We start from the raw sequence: 17,293 nt of genomic DNA, 5'->3' as shown, positions 1-17,293 counted from the left end.
TTTGATCATCAGGAGGAAATTGAGAAGGATTTGGAAGAGTCTTCTAATATCGAGTATTGGAAGAGTCAAGCGTTAGTTCATCCTAAAGTGGTTTAGTGAAGTTGTAAAGGTTAGAATTTTGATGGTTTCAGTGAGGTCTGAAAAATGAAGTATTTAGCTAGAATTACCTTGGATTCTCAAGTGATGGGCGGTAAACCTTGTATTCGGGGAATGCGGGTGACTGTGGGTACATTGGTTGGACTATTGGCGGTTGGACATTCGGTTGAAGAAATTTTAAATGCTTATCCTTATTTAGAGAAAGAGGATATTACGGCGGCGTTGTCCTATGCGGCTTGGCGGTCTGAGGAGGTTGAGGTTGCTTTGGGGGCAGCATGAAAGTATAGATGATCGCCTATCTAGAAAAGCTTGTAAAATATGACTAGATTAAGTATGCAGGAGAATTCAGAGAATGACGGTATTAGAAAAAGTTCTGAGTAAAATGCAGACATTACCAACAGATCAGCAGCAACAAGTACTCCGCTTTGTTGAATTTCTCGCGTTTGAGTTGGGCGATCGCCAAGTTAACCAAGAATCTGAAAGCACAATTGCTAAAAAACTCCAAGGTTCTCCTCGCGATTTACTCAAAAAATGGGAAGGGGCTGTTGAAGGTGGCGTAGATGATCTTTCTTTTAACCAGAAGTACATGGAAGGCTATGGTCAGAAATGAGTCAGCGCGTAATTCTCGATACTGGTGTTTTGGTTGCATATTTTAGAAAGTCTGATCGCTTTCATCAATGGGCTGTCAAGCAATGGGATCTGGTTGATTTGCCTGTATTCACTTGTGATGCGGTGATTTCGGAAGCTTGTTTTCTATTTCGAGATTTGCCTCATATTCAACGAGCCATAGTTGAGTTAATTGAAGGGAATGTAATTGAGATCGCCTTTGATTTGCAAGAGGAGGCGGGTAATGTGCGAGTATTGATGGATCGTTATGAGTCTGTGCCGATGTCGTTTGCGGATGCTTGTTTGGTGAGAATGTCTGAACAAATAGAAAACAGCACGGTGATGACATTGGATAGTGATTTTCAAATTTATCGTAAATATCGCAGTCAAGAAATTCCCATAATCCAACCCTAATATTTTTTCCTTTTTACTTTCTACTTTTTCCTTGAATTTATGACTGATGCAGAGTTATTGGCAATAATCGCACAAGCAGAACGTGAGGGCTGGACAGAACTCGATCTGTCGGGAAACGATCTGGAAGGATTACCTAGCGAAATTGGACGGTTGCAAAGTCTGGAAAAGTTGATTTTAGGTAAGTGGGACAATAAGACGTATCAAGGTAAAGGAAATCGTTTAACTGCTATTCCCCAAGAGATTTTTCAATTAACCAATCTCAAAGAACTTCATATTCCATACAACCAAATCACGGCGATACCAGATGCGATCGCCAAATTAGCAAATCTGACTACGCTTTACCTCTATAACAACCAAATCACGGCGATACCAGACGCGATCACCAAATTAGCAAATCTGACTACGCTTGACATCTCTAGCAACCAAATCACAGAGATACCCGATGCAATCACCCAATTAGCAAATCTGACTACGCTTGACATCTCTAACAACCAAATCACAGAGATACCAGATGCGATCGCCAAATTAGCAAACCTAACTACGCTTGACCTCAATATCAACCAAATCACGGTGATTCCATACGCAATTACCCAATTAGCAAATCTGACTGAGCTTTCCCTTCATGTTAACCAAATCACGGAGATACCCGATGCAATCGCCCAATTAGCAAATCTGACTTTGCTTGATATCTCTCACAACCAAATCACGGATGTACCCAATGCGATCTCCCAATTAGCAAATCTGACTTTGCTTTACCTCTCTGATAACCAAATCACGAAGATCCCCGATGCGATCTCTCAATTAGCAAATCTGACTTTGCTTTACCTCGCTGACAACCAGATCACGGCGATACCTGACGCGATCACACAATTAGTCAAGTTGAAATATTTAAATTTGCGTGGTAACCCGATTAGTATTCCTCGCGATCTTCTAGCTCCACTAGTAGGAGATCATCGCCCTTCTGCACGTCTAATTCTTGACTATTATTTCCGCATCCAAGATCCCAAAGAAACTACCCAAATCTATGAAGCAAAAATCTTGATAGTTGGTGAAGGTGGTTCAGGCAAAACGAGCCTTGCTAACAAACTGATTGACGCTGATTATCAACTTAAACCTGAAGCAGAGAACATCTCCACACAGGGCATCGATATTTTGCAATGGGAATTTACAGGACGCAATCAGCAAGCCTATAAAGTAAATATTTGGGACTTTGGCGGACAGGAAATCTATCACCAAACTCATCAATTTTTCCTAACCGAGCGCTCCCTCTATCTATTAGTTGCCGACAGCCGCAAAGAAGACACCGATCATTACTTTTGGCTACAAGTAATCCGTTTACTCGGCAAAGATAGCCCCGTCCTATTGGTTCAAAACGAAAAACAAAACCGTAACTGCAACCTCAACCTCCGCGAACTCCGCGCCGAGTTTGAACAGCTTAGAACACCCCAAAGCATCAACCTCGCCGACAATCGCGGACTAGCGGAAATCAAAGAAACCATTCAGCGCAACCTCGAAGATCTACTACCCAATGGCATTCCTTTCCCTAACTCATGGCTAAATGTTCGCTATGCTCTCGAAAATGACGGACGCAACTATATCGCTCTTAGTGAATACGAATCGATTTGTCGATTACATAAAATTAGCGATCCTCAAGAGATGCTAGATATCAGCGACTTTTTGCATCGACTCGGCATCTGTCTCCATTTCCAAAAAGACCCCATCCTCCGCCATCGCCTTATCCTCAAACCCAACTGGGGAACTGCCGCCATTTACAAAATTTTAGATAATGCAAAGGTCAAAAAAGAACTTGGACAGTTTTGTGATGACGATCTGCGAAATATTTGGCGGGAAAGTCAATATAACAATATGCGCCATGAACTTCTGCAATTGATGAAGGAGTTTAAAGTCTGTTACGAAATCCCCCACCATAAGGGTAACTACATCGCCCCTCACCTCCTCCAAAAAGATCCTCCCAATTATGATTGGGATACTAGCCAAAATCTAATCCTCCGCTATCGATACAAAATCTTTATGCCCAAAGGGATTTTGAGCCGCTTTATTGTGGAAATGCACCAAAAAATTGAAAACGTCTCCGATCCCGATCGCGCTTTAGTGTGGAAATATGGCGTAGTTCTCAATCGTGGTAACACCCGTGCAGAAGTCACCGAACGCACCCATGATCGCGAAATTCGGATTCGCCTCAGTGGTTCATGGCAACGAGACTTTCTCACCATCATCAACAATGAATTTGAAAAAATTCACGATCGCTTTGAAAATCGCCTAGAATACGACACCCTCATACCCTGTAATTGCGATAAATGTAAAACTCTCATTGAGCCATACACTTACACCTTAAAGCGTCTAAATCAATATTCCGAACAGCGTCGCCCCACCATTGAGTGTTATGAAAGTGGTGAAGATGTTAATGTTCGCCGCCTACTCGATGACTCCATTGACCCCTATCGCGATCGGAAACCTCGCGACATAGGCGATGACATTAGTAGCATCGAAGATAGGCGATCGCGCAATGAGAAAACTGAAAGCCGAGGCGACATCATCTATAACTTCTACGAACAAACAGGACAGGTAATTACTGGAAATGTAAAACCCGCAGGAAACAATATTGGAACTCAGAACAATCACCTCAGTCAAAACCCTGCACCTGAAGCATCACCACCAAATAAAAACAACAGCGCAACTAAACCCATGAAAACGATTCTCATGCTGGCGGCAAATCCTAAAAATTCAGTCTCTTTGAGACTCCAAGAAGAGGAGCGCGACATCAAAGAACGCTTGCGTCTCGCAGGTTATGGCACAGAACCGATCAAAACTGCTGTAGCTGTTCGTCCTAGAGATATCCAGCAAGCCATGCTCGACTTCAAACCGCAAATCATCCATTTCTCAGGGCATGGAGCCAATGAAGATGGATTAGTATTTGAAGATATCGATGGACAATTCAAATTAATTGGTGGAGAAGACCTAGCGGATTTATTTGATTTATTTAGCGATCGCATTGAATGCGTTGTCCTCAATGCCTGCTACAGCAAAACCCAATCCGAAGCAATCCGCCAAAACATCAAATATGTAATTGGCATGAATCAAGCAATTGGCGATCGGGCAGCTATTGAGTTTGCCGTTGGTTTTTATGCCGCGATCGGTGCAGGAGAATCCTACGAGTTTGCTTTTAAACTAGGTTGCAATGCTATTCGCTTAGCAGGAATCAAAGAATATGCCACTCCGAAACTTTTAAAGAAAAGTTAAGACTAGACTTTCTAAGTTCCAGAAAAATTGCTTGTTTATTGCCGTGTCACCCACCTTTGGCGCGATCGCAGGCATCACAGACTTCACCAACAACAAATTAAATATCGAGCTACCCTTTACTCCATAAGCCCAAACCTACAGAAGGATCTCTAAAAATGCCATCTCCTTTCTTGGGAATGAATCCCTACTTAGAAAATCCCGAACTATGGTCAGCCGTCCATAGCCGACTAATTGTAGCGATCGCCGATGCCCTTGCGGATACACTCTCTCAGGAATATCGCATAGAAATTGAAAAACGTACCTATTGGAGCGATGAGTCAGGAGATGATCTGCTAATTGGAATTCCTGACGTAGCTTTGTTGAGTCGCGTCGATCGCAATAGCGAAACCAATCAAGCGATCGCTGTAGCTGAAAAAACGACAATGCAACCAACCCGTATCTTGCTGCCAATACCAGAGGAAATTAACGAAAGATACCTAGAAATTAGGGAAGTTAAAAGTGGACGCTATGACCTCGCAATTGATTATTCCCAATTACCACAACCACCTTTAAGTATGGAAGATGAAGCTTGGGTAAGAAGTTTGATTGAGAAAAGCTAAGGGACTTGCGATTAATTAAAGTATCTACGGCTTCGACTTCGCTCAGCCAACGTTGGCTGAGCGAAGTCGAAGCCATACAAACTCGGTGGCACCTTTTTTCTCGTCAAGTCCCTAAGTACTTGCTAGTTGACTGAGAAACTCTCCCACTAGATATAAAGAACCACAGAGAATAACCACATCATTTTGTTGATCCTCAAAAGCGGCTGCCAGTCCTAAATTCAAACTTGCATAGGGATGCGGTTTAACCCTAACCATAGAAGATGCAATTTCAGATAAATCCTGTGGTGAAGTAGACGAAGGACTAGGTACAGGGACAGGAAAAAGTAAATCGTCAGGAACTAAAAGTGTATTGAGGATTCCCGCTTGATCTTTTGTATTCAGAATACCGATGACCCAACGTTTACGCCGATGCGGAAAAGCCTCATCGACAAATTGCCTTAGATATTCCGCCGCCGCCACATTATGCGCTCCATCAATCAGGATTTTATGGAACTTACCATCAAGATTAAAGTCGATCCATTGCAATCTCCCTGACCATTGCGTATTTGCTAAGCCTGTACGCATCGCCTCGTCACTAATCTCCCAACCCTGATTTCGCAAGGATTGGATTGTGGCGATCGCCACTGCGGAGTTGATTAACTGATGCTTTCCCAATAATGACAAAGGATACTCAAAGCCTTGATAGATCGCCCTTATCGCCGTAGGCTGAGCTGCACTTACCCAAGTGACAGGAGCCTCACATTCTATTACCTTTGCTTGCAAAACTGCGATCGCTTCAGCATCATTCTCGGCAATGACGACAGGACATTGAGGTTTGATGATTCCTGCTTTTTCGGAAGCGATTTCACCTAAGGTATTTCCCAACTGCTGACAATGATCGAGACCGATGGAAGTAATGACGGAAACCAAAGGGCGATCGCAGACATTGGTGGCATCTAATCTCCCGCCTAATCCTGTCTCTAGGATCGCAATATCGACTTTTTGGGTAGCAAAATACCACCACATCGCCGCCGTAATCACTTCAAACTGCGTGGGCGGAAACTCAGGATTAATTGCGGCTGCCACTTGTTGCAGAGCCTCTAGCAAATCCTGATCGCGAATCCATTCACCGTTAATCGTAATTCTTTCACGCCAATCGATCAGATGTGGCGAAGTATAACGTCCAACGCGATAACCTGCCGCCTGCAAAATTGACAGCAAAAAAGCACAAACAGAACCTTTTCCATTTGTGCCTGCGATATGAATCACGGGAATTTGTTGATGAGGATTTCCTAAAGCACCGAGCAGTTGTTGAATTCGTTCTAAACCGAGATGAATACCAAATTTATCAAAACTGTCAAGATATGCTTCGGGAGATGAATTAATTAGCTTTGGAGACATGAACTTCTAAGGCGTAGATTTTGCCTTGGGCATCGACTTCGGCAATATGTCTGCCCTGCATCGCGAATAGTTCACCACTATCACGCTTGCCTGCGATCGCCCAAATGGCTTCTAGTCCATTTTCCGTCTTTCTGGTTGTCCAAACTCGTTGCATTCCTGAATAGGACTGAAAAAACTTGCGATATAGATTGGCGATTTCATCTTTGCCAACTACTTTCCGCGCCCCTGATGGATGAACTTCAGCTTGCTCGGCAAACAACTCTACCAACTCGTTAAATGCTTGTTCATCGTCACTAGCACGATCTGAAAGTTCAAAATACTGGTCTAAAACGGTCATATTCCCTTACCTCAACTACTCTAAAGCTAAAAACTTTGTTTAATAGGACTAAACTTGCTTTATTGAAGTTTTTCTATTTATCTTCTGTACTTGTAAACATATATTAAGCTCTTGATTGTAAAATTTACTTCACCCTATAGGGCATTAATATAACGTCAGTTCGATAAGCCATTTGCGGCGTGCTTCGCACGTCGCAAATGGCTTATCGAACTATAGCTGTCGCCATTCTTGTCAGGACATAAAACCCAAATAATGTGAGGCGGCGCGAAGCACCGCCTCACATTATTTGGGTTTTGATTTGTCTACAGGTGGCTGTAACGTTAACCAATAGGTTTGATTAACTCAACACCATCGCGACTATCCCCTGCGGCACTTAGAAATACTTTGACCTGCTCATCCTTAGAAGTCGGCAATGTCCTCCCCACAAAATCAGGATGGATGGGTAACTCACGATGACCGCGATCGATTAAGGCTAATAGTCTCACAACCTTAGGACGACCATAATCATGGATGGCATTTAATGCTGCCCCAATTGTCCGACCACTATAAATTACATCGTCCACTAAGACTACGGTTTTGCCGTTGAGGTCAAAGGGAATCTCTGTTTTGCTAGGTGTCCGCAGTCCAATCTTATCAAGATCATCCCGATAAAAAGTAATGTCTAATGCGCCAGAAGGAACCAAGACTCCTTCAAGGGTATGAATCTGCTTAGCGATCGCCACACTTAGCGGCACACCACGAGTATAAACACCGAGTAGGACGACATTGGATAGATCTCCACTAGCTTCGACAATTTGTGAAGCCAGACGATTAATCGTGCGGCGTAACTCGTCCTCAGATAAAATTTCGACAATCTTGGATTGTGGCACTACTAGTTTCGTTAAATTAGTTGGTAGTTCTGTAATTATAGCTATCGCCACTTGCATTAGGAAAACTCTAAACCCAAGAAGCAAATAGCGGCGCTTCGCGCCGCTATTTGCTTCTTGGGCTTGTTTCCTAAGAAGACTGGCGATAGCTATAAATATAGCGCTTTGTGCTTATCTATCTAAAACAAAAGGGGCGCTTAGCGCCCCTTTTGTTTTGGAGAAGGAAAAATCTTTAGCTATCTAAATGCTTTTCGATAGTCGTTGATAGTGTTGTCTTAGGGACAGCACCGACAACCACATCCACACGCTGACCACCCTTAAATAACATGAGCGTGGGAATACTGCGAATGCCATACTGTCCAGCTACGCTAGGATTCTCATCGGTATTAAGCTTGAAAACTTTAATTTTGCCCTCATATTGTGTGGCGACTTCTTCCACTACAGGCGCAACCATACGGCAAGGACCACACCAAGGGGCCCAAAAATCTACTAGAACAGGGATGTCACTTTTAAGTACGTCCTGCTCAAAGCTAGCATCTGTGACGGCGATCGCTGATGACATGCTTTGCTAACTCCCTAAATACTAAAAACTTTTAATTTCAAAAATTATGTGTAGGTAGTATAACAGCTAGAATCACATATTTGCTAAAAACCAGAATTGTTAAGCAACACACTCAACGATTGAGTTAACTCTTCGCAGCGATTGCCAATTTTTAATTACGCGCAATAGCTTTGTAAGTGTTACGAAGCAATATTATGAGACCAATTTTGGGGTTGGCTGCACCTTCGGCGTAGCCAACCCCAAAATTGGTTATATAGTCAAAAAGTAAGAAAATATTTTTGCTGCTGATGCGTATAAGCTCAGGCGACACCAAAATTTGCCTCTTATAGGCAAAAAATAAGAAAATATTTTTGCTGCTGATGCGTATAAGCTCAGGCGACACCAAAATTTGCCTCTTATAGGCAAAAAATAAGAAACCGCCCTTGCTGCTCATAAGCTCAGGCGGAATGTGGTGTGAGGAGTGAACGGAAACTTTCGTCTCCGCTTACATATATATTGTAGTCTAATCCGCAAGTATGAATACGATCGCCCAATTTTTTCGAGTTTTTCAGAGTCGCAAAATGGCGGCGCTTTTATCATTAGGATTTGCGTCAGGGCTACCCTATGCTCTTACCGATGATGCATTTCGGGCATGGCTTACTACGGCTAAGTTTGACCTCAGTACCATCGGTTGGCTGGGCTTAGTTTCACTACCCTATTCGCTCAAATTTTTATGGTCGCCATTAATTGATCGGTTTGTACCACCTTTTTTAGGGCGGCGCAGGGGTTGGATTTTACTAACACAGGGCGGTTTAATTATTGCTATTTTGGCGATCGCCTTACAAATGTTTACAATTGACCAGCTTGATTTGGCTAGCCGTAATGCTGCTTTACCAATGTTGGCGATCGCGGCGTTGATGCTTGCCTTTCTTAGTGCCACTCAAGATATTGCGATCGATGCTTATCGGACTGATGTATTAGCAGTTCAGGAAGTGGGCGCGGGGATTGGCATTTGGGTAATGGGATATCGAATTGCGCTGCTATTTGCAGGCTTTGTGGGTTTTAATTTAGCAACTCGATTAAGTTGGAAGTCACCGCTTTCACAGTTTCTATTTAATAACGGATTTACTGGTTTAAGCCTAAGTAAATTTGGCTGGGCTTGGGTCTATGTGTTGCTAGCAATTGTGATGAGCCTTGGACTGATTGCTACAATCTTTGCTCCTGAACCACCAGAGGCTCATGCTCGTCCCGCAACCTTAGATGAAGCTGTAGTTAAGCCTTTTCAAGAGTTTTTTCAACGCTTGGGGGTTTGGAAAGTTTTATTGATTCTCGCATTCACGATCTTCTATCGGTTTAGTGATGCGATGGTGGGGAAAATGGCAGTTCCTTTTTTAAAAACTTTGTTTGATGATGGCACGATTGGCACAGTTCGGCAGGGTATTGGACTGGTTGCGACAATTGTGGGAACCTTGACTGGGGGAGCTATTCTGAGCAAAATTGGAGTCAATCGATCGCTATGGGTTTTCGGAATTCTACAAGCGGTTAGTAATATTGGCTATTACGCAATTTCTGTAGTAGGCAAAAATGATTATGTTTTAATTGCTGCGATTAATGTCGAGAATTTTTGCGGTGGACTGGGAACCGCAGGTTTCTTGGGATTTCTGATGGTGTTATGCAATCCTAGTTTTTCGGCAACTCAATTTGCCTTGCTATCAAGTCTATTTGCGGTTGGACGCGATCTATTAGCTTCTCCATTTTCAGGGGAGTCAGCCCAATTTATTCAACGCAACATGCCCTCATGGACAGCAATCAATCAAAACCTTTGGCTCGTTGGCAGCGACGGCAAGGGTTGGGCGTTATTTTTCTTGTTTACCTTGGTATTAGCTCTTCCAGGAATGCTATTTTTGCCATTTTTTGCACCTTGGAATGGAGAATTTAAAAAAGTAGATTCCTTACCAATTGATTGAAGCCATTGCTTTGCCATAACTTCAATCAAAACCCAAATAGAGTGAGGCGGCGCGAAGCGCCGCCTTTATTTATTTTTTTCACCCGATCGCGTGAGGTGCAAAGAGAACTTATTCGAGTAATCTACTTATCAATGAAGCCTTAAACTGACTGCACCCAGCGCACCAACGCTGGGTTTTTATTTGGCAAAAAATATTGGGATAAAAAAAGGAGTCGCTAAGTGACTCCTTTTTTTATCCCAATATGGCAACGCTAAAAAATAGCAAATCCACAAAAATCGTACCTAGCACCGCACCACCAAAAGCCCAATAACCAAGATCAGGCGATCGCATGGCTCGATTACCTGTAATCAAGAGTAATGCTGCTAAAGCACAAGCCCAAGTCATACCCCAAGGTGTTTCGACCAGAGCTAAAGCACTTTTTAAAATTGGTTGAGCGAGGCTGATATTGGCTTCAACTTGCATCAAAGCTTTCCAATTTGGAAAAAGATTTGCGATGTAGAAATAGAAATCAGTAATTGCAGTTCCTAATAATGAGCCAATATAGAACCACCCGCCGACTCGGTAAACATCTTGACGAGTTGCCCAGATAGCCCAAGGTAGAGCCAAAGCTTCGACAGGCACATGATAGGCTGGCTCCCAACGTAACCAACCCCAATAGAGGGAGCCACATAGCCAAGTGAGGCTAAAGCCCCAGACTAAGCTGCCCCATATTTTAGTTTTTGGGTCTGCTTGGAGATGCTTAGCGATCGCCAGCCAACCGACTGTACAGATCAAGCTCAACCAAGGGGCATAGCGCACAAGGGGAGCTTCAAAAAAGACGGGTACGGATACTAAAAATAGAGCCGCAAACCAAACCCGCCAATGCTGCACTAAGGAAGCGAGGGCAAGTAAGTATTGCGATAAGTATTGGGGAAACGCAGACGGAACATTTGCAGTTAAGGGTAAAGCCTGAACTGTTGATGTAGAACGTGCTAAGGTGCGCTCCTCTAGTTCAACCTTGTCAGGATTTAAAAACAAAGTATCTTAAAAAGTTATATTAATTTTTATTACTTAATATACTAACAGGCTTTTTTAACCAAGCGAGCTTAGCCTCTAGCTTTTTTTAAGATTGTCGCTTACCCATTGCCGAAATTCCTTGAGGGTTTGGCGATCGCCTAGTTCAAATCGCTTCTGCACAAACTCCACCACAGTCGCCGCAGGTAAGTTAGGAAAAGACAAGCTATGTTCTATTTTGCGATATTCGCCATTCTCTAAGCCTAGAAAATCTAAGCTATAGCCGTTGTAGATCCAAATTTCAGGGACTTGCAGTTGAGCATAGATCGGTAAACGGCGATCGCTAGGGTTAGTAATATCAACTTCTAAAACGAGATCGGGGGGCGGATCTTGCTCCATCGTAATTACATTTTGATTGCGAATTTTTGGCTCATTTTGAATGTAATAGCAAGAGTCTGGTTCTGCACCAATCTTGAGTTCAGGAATCCGCATCAATAATGAGCCGCATTTACATAAATCTATTTCTAGCTCATCGGACAGCACCCGAATTAAATCATCAATAAATCGATTGCTGCGCTCATGGAGCGCCATTGGCGACATAATTTCTAAGTTTCCATTGATGTAATGAAATAAAGTGCTGCGGCGATCGCCTATATCTTCCAGCAATCGCTCAAAGGTTTGCCAACTGATGTTTTCGAGCCAGATTCTTTGTTCGGCAATAGGTCGAGATTGCTCAGTGTGAGTTGTTGTTATTTCAAGAGACTTAGGGATGGCAATCATGACGACTCACCTCGAAAATTCGATGTTAAAAATCTAGGGTTCTAAATAAATCACTGAGAGCAACCTTGAAATTAGGAATTACGTCTTCGCCATCCAAAATGTCATCACCACGCAGTAGGCGATCAGGTTGGGGACTATGGTAAACCAGCACAAATTTTTCATCGGGATGGATGATCCATAGCAATCGCGTTCCGCTTGCAAAATATTCTTCAACCTTGGTATGAATTTCTTCAAAGGTATTTTCGGGGGAAATAATTTCCACTACTAAATCTGGCACACCGTCAAAAAATCCTTGGGGCAAGCGTTTCAGACCCGTTAGACGTTCTTTGCTTACAAAGGAAATATCAGGCGATCGCTTGTTACCACCTTTCATTTTAAAAGCGGTACTTGAGTCGCAGGTAACACCAAGACGGTGCTGTCTGACAAAAATTTCGATTAAGCCGCCAAGGAATATGCCGATATTCCCATGCTCCATGCCAGAGTTACCCAAAGTTACCAACTCCCCATCAATAATTTCGTAGCGATCACCGAGATCGGGCAAAGCCATGAACTCTTCATCAGTCCAAATTTTGGCTTTAGCTTGAGTTTTTTCTGTGGCGATCGTCATGGCTTTAATTTCTTTTATCTAGTGTGAACCTATGCCAAGCCTTATAATCCTTTTTCTACTCCAACAATAGCTTTTAGTTCTTCAATTCTATTGAGCAACTGTTGATAGGACGCTGCATCTTGTACGACTAATTCTGCTTTGCCATTGATGGTTAATACTATGGGATGTCCAGTATTTCTCATCTGGGTGATGAGTTCATTGGTATTTCGCTTGAAGGTAGATAGGGGTTGAATGTCTTGGCTGAGGTCAATCATAGGGCTACTGCACTAAATTTGCATTCAATTTAATGTTACCATGAAATCATAAAGTTGGTATTAGTGGATGTGATAAAAGTGTAATTGGAAAGGCAATCTCAAAAAAATTTGATCGCCTGACGGTGAGGGAGGAAGAAAGAAGTGTAAAGAAATACGAAGAAGTGCAAAGATTTGAGGCAAAAGAATAGAGAAGGAAGTCCTCATCGCACAACACACACAACCCGAAAACCGTAGTTGCCGTCCTGATTGCGAACGATGTCGTTGAAGCGAAACGCAGACCGACAATCCTGAGAATCATAGAACCACGAACCACCGCGCAACGGCTTTTTCGTTTTGAGTTCTCCATAATCTTTAACAACATCTATCCAGATGGATAAATCGGTTGGCGCTCCTTCATAATTATCATGCCAATCATCGGCACACCATTCCCATACATTTCCATGCATATCGTATAAACCAAAAGCATTTGCTAGATTAAAACTACCAACATCCGTTGTTTGTGCTCGATATTCCCCTTTGAGCGCATCACCGTAAGGATGATTGCCGTTATAGTTAACCAATTCGGGCGTAATTGTCTCGCCAAAATGAAACGGCGTTGTTGTACCAGCACGACAGGCATATTCCCATTCAGCCTCACTCGGTAGCCTGTATTCACATTCTGAATATTTAGATAGCCGCGCACAGAATTCCATAGCCTCTAGCCACGATACACTCTCCACAGGTCGATTATCACCTTTGAAATCTGAAGGATCGGGATTGAGTTCAGTTTTTACTTGCGGCAATGCTGCCACTTGTCGCCACTGTGCCTGTGTGACTTGGTATTTACCCATAAAAAATTCGGTAATATTGACTCGATGTTGCGGACGTTCCCTATTAAAACTATTCTTCTCAGTTTCGGGCGAACCCATCATAAAGCTACCCGCAGGAATCGACACCATTTCTAGAGTTACGCCATCACCCAGATTTTCAGCAATATATTTAGCCCATCTTTTTTCTCGCTTAACTTCCTTCCCCTTCGCATTAACACTCACCACCTCAAATTCAAAGGTCGGCAATGCGACTGATTTGCTTGACGATTGTGATTGATACAATGCTTGTTGCGATTTGCTTGGAGATGGTGACTGTCCCCAAATCCTTTTCAGCGCCTTTAGAGCTTGATTATCCGCAGGCGAAACCGCTAAAACCCTTGTCCAGATTTGCTCGGCTAGCTGTAAATCTCTCTCTAGCTCAGCCTCCTGAGCATCCATCTTCAACGCATCAATATCCCGAAGCGTCGCCTGTTTCGGTAATAGAATTAAATGATATTTCGTCGCTGGCTCCACGATCGCATAGGGAGTCTGACGAGGCTTTTTATGCAGTTGATTGATTTCCGCAACCCGATAGCGCAACCTCTGATACAGCCGTTCGACCGTCGCACAATTCCCTTCACCTTCTAAACGCAAAGCCTCTAATAATGCATAGGTAAATGCCCCCTGTTGTAGTGACTCAATTTCATAGGATCTTTCCGCAGGGCTACATGAAGCAAAAGTAATCACCCCAGCCTGATGTTCTTCACCAATACCCACTCCTTTGTCCTTTAACTCATTGCGACAAGCATCCTGCACGATCACCACATTGTCCGCCCCACAAAGCCGCAAACGCTCAGTTACATAAATCAAAGGAATAGCAGTCCTCTCGATTAACCTCTCACTAGCACTACTATCTGTCAGCATCAAATAATCGCGTTCAGAATGACGCAACCCATGCCCGCTAAAAAAGAACCATAAATTATCACCCGCTTCTAGAAATCGTTTCTTAAAGCGATTCTCCAAAAAGCGGAGGAGCGTCGCGTAGGTTGGTTGCGACGGATAGGGCTTACTCATATCAGCGATCGGTGGCGAGTTATCGGTAAAGAGATAAACATGATCCTTCTCAAACCCCGCCTCATCCACAAACCAATCCCGCATCTTTTCGGCATCTCGCACCGCAAAATTCAGAGATGGCAGATTGTGATATTCATTTATACCGATGCAAATCGCCCAATTCTTAGCCATCTTTTCGTGTGAACTTGAGTTTGACAGCACCCTTAGCCGACGCATCGCCACCAAAACCTAACAAGCTTACCTTGCCACTACCACTGATTTCTACAGATAGCTCGATTTCCTCCAGTTGCAGCTTCGACTTTGAACTTTCAGCCCGATCAAATGACTCTTCCACCACCTCAATAAATTCACCAATATTCTGTTTTAAATCTTCAGCGCTAATATGCGATCGCTTACGACCACTGCGATCGTCACTCGGCGAATCACCATAGTCCGCACCAATATCTACCCCACCTTTACCCTCCACAACCTCTACAGTTTCATCAGTAATAATCCAAATGCCTTTAGGAGTAGTTCGAGTCATGGTTTTACGTTCCGAAATGTGGCTTACTAACAATTACTAACGCCAATATACAAAAAATAAGGGTATATAAAGCGATCGCCACAGAAAAATATCACCAATCACTTGTAGATACTGTCTTGAGTACCAAGCGATCGCCGCGTAAATGTCTAGTCTCTAAGAAAACTTGCTTTTTGCTAAAATACTCACAAGCAATGCTTTTTTACTTTGTCCCTAATGCTCTATGCAAGAAGCAATAACCATAAATCTGCCAGTAGATGTAAAAGCCTCACTCGAATTGCGATCAAAAATTGAAGCAATTTCATCAACAGAACTTATCGAACGTGCAGTTCGTGAATATTTGCTAGTACGTTAATCTCGATCGCTACGCAAAAAAATGCTTAACAAAACTGATCTACAAGGTGGTTTCACAGACAAAGATATCTTTGAAATGGTGTCATGAGAATAGTCCTTGACACCATTTTTCCAACCTAGATTTCTAATTTTGTAGATGATCAATAAATGTGCGATCGCCAGTTTAGTTTGGAGCGATCACCAATAAACAATCTAAAGCGATCCTTGGGTTGTGGAAAGCTTAGTGCGATCGCCGCGTAAATGTCTAGCCTCTAGGAAAACTTTCTTTTTACCAAAATAATCTCAAGAGCGATCGCCATTAACAGCAAACTCCTCATCAAACTAAATTTGGGCTTTAGCTGGTTCTGTTTTTATAGCGATCATTCTGAATATAATAAAATTACGAAACGTTGCAGGTAGAACAAGTCGTTGGAACCAACATGAAACGACTTCTAGTTTAACCGCTTAGAGTAGCTGATACAGTTAAACTCAAATGTTACCTCTCATGTTTATTAAGCATTTATAAGTAGTACCTACTTAAGATGCTCCTGTTAGCAATTTTGGTTGTAATCTAGAAAGGATAAGCGCCGCAAAGCACTGTCCATTCTTATCCTCTAAAATCTACCATCTTGATCACTAACGCTGTAAATAATATTTGTCTATATTTGTCTATACGCAGGGGGAATAATAAATGCTCAAAATAGTTGTTGGTCACAGTGATGATCCTGATTCTCAAGGAGCAATTACAGAAGTACTAGAGCAATGTATCCAAGAGTTAGCAGGAATGCTACCTAAAGCAGGTCTATTATTTGCTGCCATAGATTTTGACCATGCTTCAATTTTGCAACAGATTAATCAAACCTTTCCAAATTTACAATTAGTTGGTTGTACCACTGATGGAGAAATGTCTTCAATCATGGGATTTCAACAAGATTCTTTGATTCTGACGTTATTTTGTTCAGATACTGTGGAAATCTTTGCGGGAGTGGGGCATCATACAGAAAAAGACGCAATCACCGCAGCTTACCAAGCTGTACAGCAAGCAACTGACAAAAATCATGCCCCAACAAAACTTTGTATTACAGTCCCAGCAAGTTATACCAGTCGAGGTTCAACCACCAGTGGTGAACAAATTCTCAAAGGATTAGAGTCAGCTTTAGGGGGTAACGTTCCTATTGTTGGAGGAACCGCAGGAGATCAATTCAGATTTAAACAAACTTACCAGTTCTTTGGTACAGAAGTATTTACCGATGCCTTACCTATTCTGCTTTTTTCTGGAGACCTATATATCTCTCATGGTGTTGGTTGCGGTTGGCAGCCAATGGGCTATAAAAGTACTGTAACCAAAGCGCAAGACACTGTTCTATATGAGGTAAATGGACAGTCTGCACTGGAATTCTATCAAAAATACTTGGGCGATCGCCAACCTACCGCAGAGCATCCACTCTATGTCTATGAAGGGGATAGCGATCGATGTTACCTACGAGTGCCGAATACCTATGATTTAGAAGCAGGTAGCATTAACTTTTTGGGCAATATACCCCAAGGTGCAACCGTGCAACTAGCAGAGATTAGTCGAGATCAAGTGATCGAGGCTTCTGCAAGCTCTTTCAAAATGGCTTTAGCAGATTATCCTGGTAGCGAGCCAGAAGCAGTGCTAATATTTTCTTGCTGCTGCCGACGTTGGTTATTAGGGACACGCGCTAAAGAGGAATATGATTTGGTTAAAAACTCACTGCCAAAGATGATGCCTATCGCTGGCTTTTATACCTATGGTGAATTTGCACCTCTTCAAGCACAGGGTTGTAATTATTATCACCAAGAAACCTTTGTTACCTTACTTTTAGGTACTGCATAGTAGATGAAATATGCAAACT

General features: G+C 42.8%; 18 protein-coding genes and 1 pseudogene. 8 read left to right on the top strand and 11 right to left on the bottom strand.

The annotated features are described in order from the left end of the window. The first annotated feature begins 144 nt into the window (after positions 1-144). The 5 genes from ABM313_RS14655 (at position 145) to ABM313_RS14635 (ending at position 4,976) form a co-directional block, all read left to right on the top strand. Complete coding sequence (locus tag ABM313_RS14655; RefSeq protein ID WP_434683923.1) at positions 145-375, top strand: DUF433 domain-containing protein; 231 nt, start codon at positions 145-147, stop codon at positions 373-375. Between the two features lie 73 nt (positions 376-448). Further along, entirely contained in the window at positions 449-706 is a 258-nt protein-coding gene (locus ABM313_RS14650) for a DUF2281 domain-containing protein (protein ID WP_434683922.1), read from the top strand. Then, positions 703-1,116 (top strand): type II toxin-antitoxin system VapC family toxin, encoded by a 414-nt coding sequence (locus tag ABM313_RS14645; protein ID WP_434683921.1) that lies wholly within the window; start codon positions 703-705, stop codon positions 1,114-1,116. The genes ABM313_RS14650 and ABM313_RS14645 overlap by 4 nt, the downstream gene beginning before the upstream one ends. A 39-nt stretch (positions 1,117-1,155) precedes the next feature. Next, on the top strand, positions 1,156-4,377 hold the full coding sequence (locus tag ABM313_RS14640) for a COR domain-containing protein (protein ID WP_434683920.1): 3,222 nt from the start codon (positions 1,156-1,158) through the stop codon (positions 4,375-4,377). A 155-nt stretch (positions 4,378-4,532) separates the two neighbouring features. Further along, positions 4,533-4,976: a DUF4058 family protein gene (locus ABM313_RS14635; protein WP_434683919.1), complete on the top strand. Its 444-nt coding sequence runs from the start codon at positions 4,533-4,535 to the stop codon at positions 4,974-4,976. Positions 4,977-5,087: 111 nt separating this feature from the next. Here ABM313_RS14635 and ABM313_RS14630 read toward each other — a convergent pair whose 3' ends face one another. From ABM313_RS14630 to ABM313_RS14610, 5 genes are all read right to left on the bottom strand, one after another. Further along, entirely contained in the window at positions 5,088-6,356 is a 1,269-nt protein-coding gene (locus tag ABM313_RS14630; protein WP_434683918.1) for a bifunctional folylpolyglutamate synthase/dihydrofolate synthase, read from the bottom strand. Continuing rightward, entirely contained in the window at positions 6,337-6,693 is a 357-nt protein-coding gene (locus ABM313_RS14625; RefSeq protein ID WP_434683917.1) for a nuclear transport factor 2 family protein, read from the bottom strand. Before ABM313_RS14625 ends, ABM313_RS14630 begins: the two co-directional genes overlap by 20 nt. 320 nt (positions 6,694-7,013) lie before the next feature. Further along, positions 7,014-7,619: a bifunctional pyr operon transcriptional regulator/uracil phosphoribosyltransferase PyrR gene (gene pyrR / locus ABM313_RS14620; protein WP_434683916.1), complete on the bottom strand. Its 606-nt coding sequence runs from the start codon at positions 7,617-7,619 to the stop codon at positions 7,014-7,016. Positions 7,620-7,791: 172 nt separating this feature from the next. Then, complete coding sequence (gene trxA, locus ABM313_RS14615) at positions 7,792-8,121, bottom strand: thioredoxin (protein WP_094534188.1); 330 nt, start codon at positions 8,119-8,121, stop codon at positions 7,792-7,794. 151 nt (positions 8,122-8,272) lie between these two features. Then, a complete protein-coding gene (locus tag ABM313_RS14610) occupies positions 8,273-8,554 on the bottom strand; it encodes a hypothetical protein (protein WP_434683915.1) in 282 nt (93 codons plus the stop codon). A gap of 82 nt (positions 8,555-8,636) precedes the next feature. Between ABM313_RS14610 and ABM313_RS14605 the strand changes: the two genes are divergently transcribed. Next, the gene (locus tag ABM313_RS14605; protein WP_434683914.1) at positions 8,637-10,067 is read left to right on the top strand and encodes an AmpG family muropeptide MFS transporter; all 1,431 of its coding nucleotides are present in this window, start codon (positions 8,637-8,639) and stop codon (positions 10,065-10,067) included. A gap of 231 nt (positions 10,068-10,298) precedes the next feature. Here ABM313_RS14605 and ABM313_RS14600 read toward each other — a convergent pair whose 3' ends face one another. The 6 genes and pseudogenes from ABM313_RS14600 to ABM313_RS14575 all read right to left on the bottom strand — a co-directional run bounded on the left by ABM313_RS14600 (position 10,299) and on the right by ABM313_RS14575 (position 15,086). Continuing rightward, positions 10,299-11,084, bottom strand: a complete 786-nt coding sequence (locus ABM313_RS14600; protein ID WP_434683913.1) for a DUF3120 domain-containing protein — start codon at positions 11,082-11,084, stop codon at positions 10,299-10,301. Between the two features lie 75 nt (positions 11,085-11,159). Continuing rightward, the gene (locus ABM313_RS14595; protein WP_434683912.1) at positions 11,160-11,840 is read right to left on the bottom strand and encodes a Uma2 family endonuclease; all 681 of its coding nucleotides are present in this window, start codon (positions 11,838-11,840) and stop codon (positions 11,160-11,162) included. 25 nt (positions 11,841-11,865) lie between these two features. Beyond that, a complete protein-coding gene (locus tag ABM313_RS14590) occupies positions 11,866-12,447 on the bottom strand; it encodes a Uma2 family endonuclease (RefSeq protein ID WP_434683911.1) in 582 nt (193 codons plus the stop codon). Positions 12,448-12,491: 44 nt separating this feature from the next. Continuing rightward, positions 12,492-12,701: pseudogene (locus ABM313_RS14585) on the bottom strand (type II toxin-antitoxin system Phd/YefM family antitoxin); the annotation flags it as partial. A gap of 200 nt (positions 12,702-12,901) precedes the next feature. After that, on the bottom strand, positions 12,902-14,734 hold the full coding sequence (locus ABM313_RS14580) for an SUMF1/EgtB/PvdO family nonheme iron enzyme (RefSeq protein ID WP_434683910.1): 1,833 nt from the start codon (positions 14,732-14,734) through the stop codon (positions 12,902-12,904). Continuing rightward, on the bottom strand, positions 14,727-15,086 hold the full coding sequence (locus ABM313_RS14575; RefSeq protein ID WP_434683909.1) for a Pepco domain-containing protein: 360 nt from the start codon (positions 15,084-15,086) through the stop codon (positions 14,727-14,729). The genes ABM313_RS14580 and ABM313_RS14575 overlap by 8 nt, the downstream gene beginning before the upstream one ends. Positions 15,087-15,306: 220 nt before the next feature. Between ABM313_RS14575 and ABM313_RS14570 the strand changes: the two genes are divergently transcribed. Next, entirely contained in the window at positions 15,307-15,438 is a 132-nt protein-coding gene (locus tag ABM313_RS14570) for a ribbon-helix-helix protein, CopG family (RefSeq protein WP_434683908.1), read from the top strand. 669 nt (positions 15,439-16,107) lie between these two features. Continuing rightward, positions 16,108-17,274 carry an FIST signal transduction protein gene (locus ABM313_RS14565; RefSeq protein WP_434683907.1) on the top strand — a complete coding sequence of 389 codons (1,167 nt, stop codon included), beginning with the start codon at positions 16,108-16,110 and terminating at the stop codon, positions 17,272-17,274. Positions 17,275-17,293: the final 19 nt, after the last annotated feature.

Origin of the sequence: Pseudanabaena minima str. Chao 2107 (assembly GCF_051131155.1) — a bacterium.
GTDB classification, from domain to species: Bacteria; Cyanobacteriota; Cyanobacteriia; order Pseudanabaenales; family Pseudanabaenaceae; genus Pseudanabaena; species Pseudanabaena minima.
Note: the sequence above shows the minus strand (reverse complement) of the source record. Positions and strands in the feature narration are given on the sequence as shown.